Below are 3,677 nucleotides of genomic sequence, written 5' to 3'. Positions count from 1 at the left end.
CGGTCGCTGTCGGGCGGCAACATGCAAAAACTCATCCTGGGCCGGGCCCTGCTGCCGCCGGGCGACGGAACGCAGCCGGCCCCCCGCCTGATCGTGGCGCACCAGCCCACCTGGGGCCTGGACATCGGCGCGGTCACGTTCGTGCAGCGGCAACTGGTGGCTGCGCGCGATGCCGGCGCGGCCGTGCTGCTGATCTCCGACGACCTGGACGAGGTGCTGGCGCTGGGCGACCGCGTGGCGGTGATGCACGCCGGGCACCTGAGCGAAGCACGCCCCGCCGAGGGCTGGACGCGCGAGGCCATCGGCCTGGCCATGGCCGGGGCAGACCCCGGCGGGGCCCGCGGCAGCGCCGACGCCGCACCGGCCACCGTGGCGCCCGCGCCTGAAAGCGACACCCCATGAGACTGGAAAAACGCGAGCGCACTTCGGCGCTGGCCTATGTGGCGGCCCCGGTCGGCGCGGTGGCCTTCACCCTGCTGGTGAGCGCCCTGCTGGTGCTGTGGGCCGGCGCCCCCGTGGGGCGCACCTACGCGCTGCTGGCGCAGGGCGCGTTCGGCTCGGTGTTCGCGCTGACCGAGACCTTGACGCGCGCCACGCCGCTCATCCTGACGGGGCTGTCCGCGGCCGTGGCGTTCCGCGCGCGGCTCTTCAACATCGGCGCGGAGGGCCAGCTGTATGCCGGCGCGATCGCGGCGGTGGCGGTGGGCGGCATGCATGGCGGCGCCGGCCTGCAATGGCCCGTGCCGGTGCTGTTCCCGCTCATGATGCTGGCCGCCGCGCTGGCCGGGGCCGCCCTGCTGCTGGGGCCGGCGCTGATGAAGGCGCGGCTCGGCGTCGACGAGGTGGTGACCACGCTGCTGCTGAACTTCGTGATGCTGCTGCTGGTGTCCGCCCTGCTCGACGGTCCGATGAAAGACCCCCTCGCCCTCGGCTGGCCGCAAAGCGTGGCGCTGCAAGGCGAGCTGGAACTGTCGCGCCTGGTGCCGCAGACGCGGCTGCACACCGGCCTGCTGTGGGCCGTGGGGCTGGCCGTGCTGCTGTGGGCGCTGCTCACGCGCACGGTGCCGGGTTTCGAGATCCGCGCGGCGGGGGCCAATGCCCGCGCGGCGGCGTTCGCCGGCGTGCCGATCACGCGCACGGTGGTGCTGGTGGCCCTGCTCTCGGGCGGCCTGGCAGGCCTGGCAGGCGCCATCGAGGTGGCGGGCCGCACCAGCTACGTGACGCTGGACATGTCGCCAGGCTATGGCTACAGCGGCATCGTGATCGCCATGCTGGCGGGCCTGCACCCGCTGGGCGTGGTGGCCGCGGGCGTCTTCGTGGCGGGGGTGCTCGTGGGGGCGGACAGCATGAGCCGCGCGGTGGGCGTTCCCACCTACATCGCCGACGTGATCGTGGCGGCCTCACTGATCGCGGTGCTGGTGGCGGGGCTGCTCGCGCAGTACCGGGTGCGCTGGAAGTGATGCGGGAGCATGCCATGACCGGTTTCAAGCCGAATCGCGCCCATGCCCTAGTCATGATTGCCCTTGATGCTACCAAATCAATAGCAAATGCATGGAAGGGCTGGGCAGTATGACCGAGCTGATGGACATCCTGGCCAACCCGGCGTTCTGGATTGCCACGCTGCGGGTGGCCACGCCGCTCGTCCTGGGCACGCTGGGCGTGCTGCTGTGCGAGCGCGCAGGCGTTTTGAACCTGGGCATCGAGGGGATCATGGTCGCGGGCGCCTTCACGGGCTGGCTCACGGTGTATGCCGGCCATGGCCTGTGGACTGGCGTGCTGGTGGCCGCGCTCACCGGGGCGGCCTTCGGGCTGCTGCACGCCTGGCTGACCGTGGGGCTCGCGCTGTCGCAGCACGTGTCGGGGCTGGGCATCACGCTGCTGGCCACCTCGCTCAGCTACTACGGCTACCGCGTGGGCTTTCCGAAGGTGACCACGCCCCCCACGATCGAGCCGTTCGCGCCCATGGCCTGGCTGGGCATTCCCATCCTTTCGGCCCAGACACCGCTCACGCTGCTGGCCCTGCTGCTGGTGCCGCTGCTGGCCTGGGTGCTGCTGCGCACCCCGCTCGGGCTGGCGGTGCGCATGGTGGGCGAGAACCCCCAGGCGGCCGAGGGCCAGGGCATTCCGGTGGCGGCCACGCGCACCGCTTCGGTGGTGGCGGGCTCCGCGCTGATGGGGGTGGCGGGGGCGTTTCTCACGTTGTCGGCGTTCAATGCGTTCTTCTTCAACATGGTGAATGGGCGCGGCTGGATCTGCGTGGCGCTGGTGGTATTCGCCTCGTGGCGGCCCGGCAAGGCGCTGCTGGGCGCGCTGCTGTTCGCCTTTTTCGACGCGCTGCAGTTGCGGCTGCAGCAGGCGGGCGATGCGTGGCTGCCGTATCAGGTGTACCTGATGCTGCCCTACCTGCTGTCGATCCTGGCGCTGGTGCTGGTGGCCCGCAAGGCGGCGTATCCACAGGCGCTGATGAAGCCCTACCGCAAGGGCGAGCGGTAGCGAACCTTGGGCGACCGGACCTTGGCCCCCTCTCCTCTCCCATAACATCGGCGCATGCCGACGCCCCAGCCCCCGGACACCTTCGTCCCCATCGCCCCGGAGTCCCTGGCCACGCCGCGGCTGCGCCTTCGGCCCTGGACCGCCGCCGACCGCGCGCCCTTCGCCGCGATGAATGCCGACCCGGCGGTAATGGCGCACTTTTCCGCGCCGCTGGCCCGCGACGCCAGCGATGCCATGGCCGACCGGATCGAGGCGCTGATCGCGCAGCGCGGCTGGGGTTTCTGGGCCGCGGATTGCCTGCAGGGCGACAGCGGCCCGCGCTTCATGGGCTTTGTGGGCCTGCACACGCCCTCGGCCGAACTGCCCTTCGCGCCGTGCGTGGAGATCGGCTGGCGGCTCGCCCGGCCCTTCTGGGGCCAGGGCCTGGCCAGCGAGGCGGCGCGCCTGGCGCTGCGGGCAGGCTTCGAAGACTTGGGCCTGGCGGAGATCGTGTCATTCACCACCCTGGGCAACCAGCGCTCGCGCGCGGTGATGCAGCGCCTGGGCATGCGCGAAAGCCCCACCGAAGCGTTCGACCACCCGGCCGTGCCGGTGGGCCACCCGGTGCGGCCGCATTGCCTGTACCGGCTCGCCCGCACCAACTGGCACGCCGGCACGCATGGCGGCTGAAAGGCCCCGGCCTCCCATGGAACACCCCCTGCTGCCCGCCTGCCCCACCGCGGTGTGGCTGCCGCCCACGGTGCTGGAACGCTGGCAGCACCAGGGCACCGAAGCCGGCGTGACCTGCGTGCTGCCCGACGGGTGCCGCGACCTCATCGTGCAGATCGACGCCCACGGTGCCGTGCACTGGATGGTGTCGCATTTGCCGCAGCAGGCCTACGGCGTGCCCGCCCGCGCCGGCGAGGACTGGCTGGGCTTTTGGCTGCATCCCGGCGTGGGGGTGGATGCCGACGCGCTGCTGCAGTCGGTGCAGGCCATCGACCTGACCCGCGATCCGGCCGAGACCGCCGCCCGCGTGCACGCGTGCACGCGGCTCTAGCCGACTTCACGCGGTGCGACACGCGCGTGCAGGAGGCACTGGCCGCCCTCGCGCAGTCCCCGACCGTGGGGGCCGCCGCGCGGGCGCTGGGCGTGTCGGAACGCACGCTGGAGCGGCTGATGCGCACCGCGACCGGCGAGCCCCC

4 protein-coding genes and 1 pseudogene are annotated in these 3,677 nt (G+C 72.3%); all 5 read left to right on the top strand.

The genetic code is table 11. The annotated features are described in order from the left end of the window. Nucleotides 1–402: pseudogene (locus AC27IO_RS21815) on the top strand (hypothetical protein); the annotation flags it as partial. After that, nucleotides 399–1,460: an ABC transporter permease gene (locus tag AC27IO_RS21810; protein WP_498740722.1), complete on the top strand. Its 1,062-nt coding sequence runs from the start codon at nucleotides 399–401 to the stop codon at nucleotides 1,458–1,460. The pseudogene AC27IO_RS21815 and the gene AC27IO_RS21810, both read left to right, overlap by 4 nt. Before the next feature lie 109 nt (nucleotides 1,461–1,569). Then, nucleotides 1,570–2,493 carry an ABC transporter permease gene (locus tag AC27IO_RS21805; protein ID WP_284430857.1) on the top strand — a complete coding sequence of 308 codons (924 nt, stop codon included), beginning with the start codon at nucleotides 1,570–1,572 and terminating at the stop codon, nucleotides 2,491–2,493. A 54-nt stretch (nucleotides 2,494–2,547) separates the two neighbouring features. Beyond that, on the top strand, nucleotides 2,548–3,162 hold the full coding sequence (locus AC27IO_RS21800; RefSeq protein ID WP_284430856.1) for a GNAT family N-acetyltransferase: 615 nt from the start codon (nucleotides 2,548–2,550) through the stop codon (nucleotides 3,160–3,162). Nucleotides 3,163–3,178: 16 nt separating this feature from the next. After that, nucleotides 3,179–3,532, top strand: coding sequence for a hypothetical protein (locus AC27IO_RS21795; protein WP_284430855.1), 354 nt, complete (start codon nucleotides 3,179–3,181; stop codon nucleotides 3,530–3,532). Nucleotides 3,533–3,677: the final 145 nt, after the last annotated feature.

The sequence above is a fragment of the Acidovorax sp. KNOB132 genome, assembly GCF_057541515.1.
The sequence above is the reverse complement of the archived record's forward strand: the minus strand, read 5'-3'. Positions and strand labels throughout refer to the sequence as shown.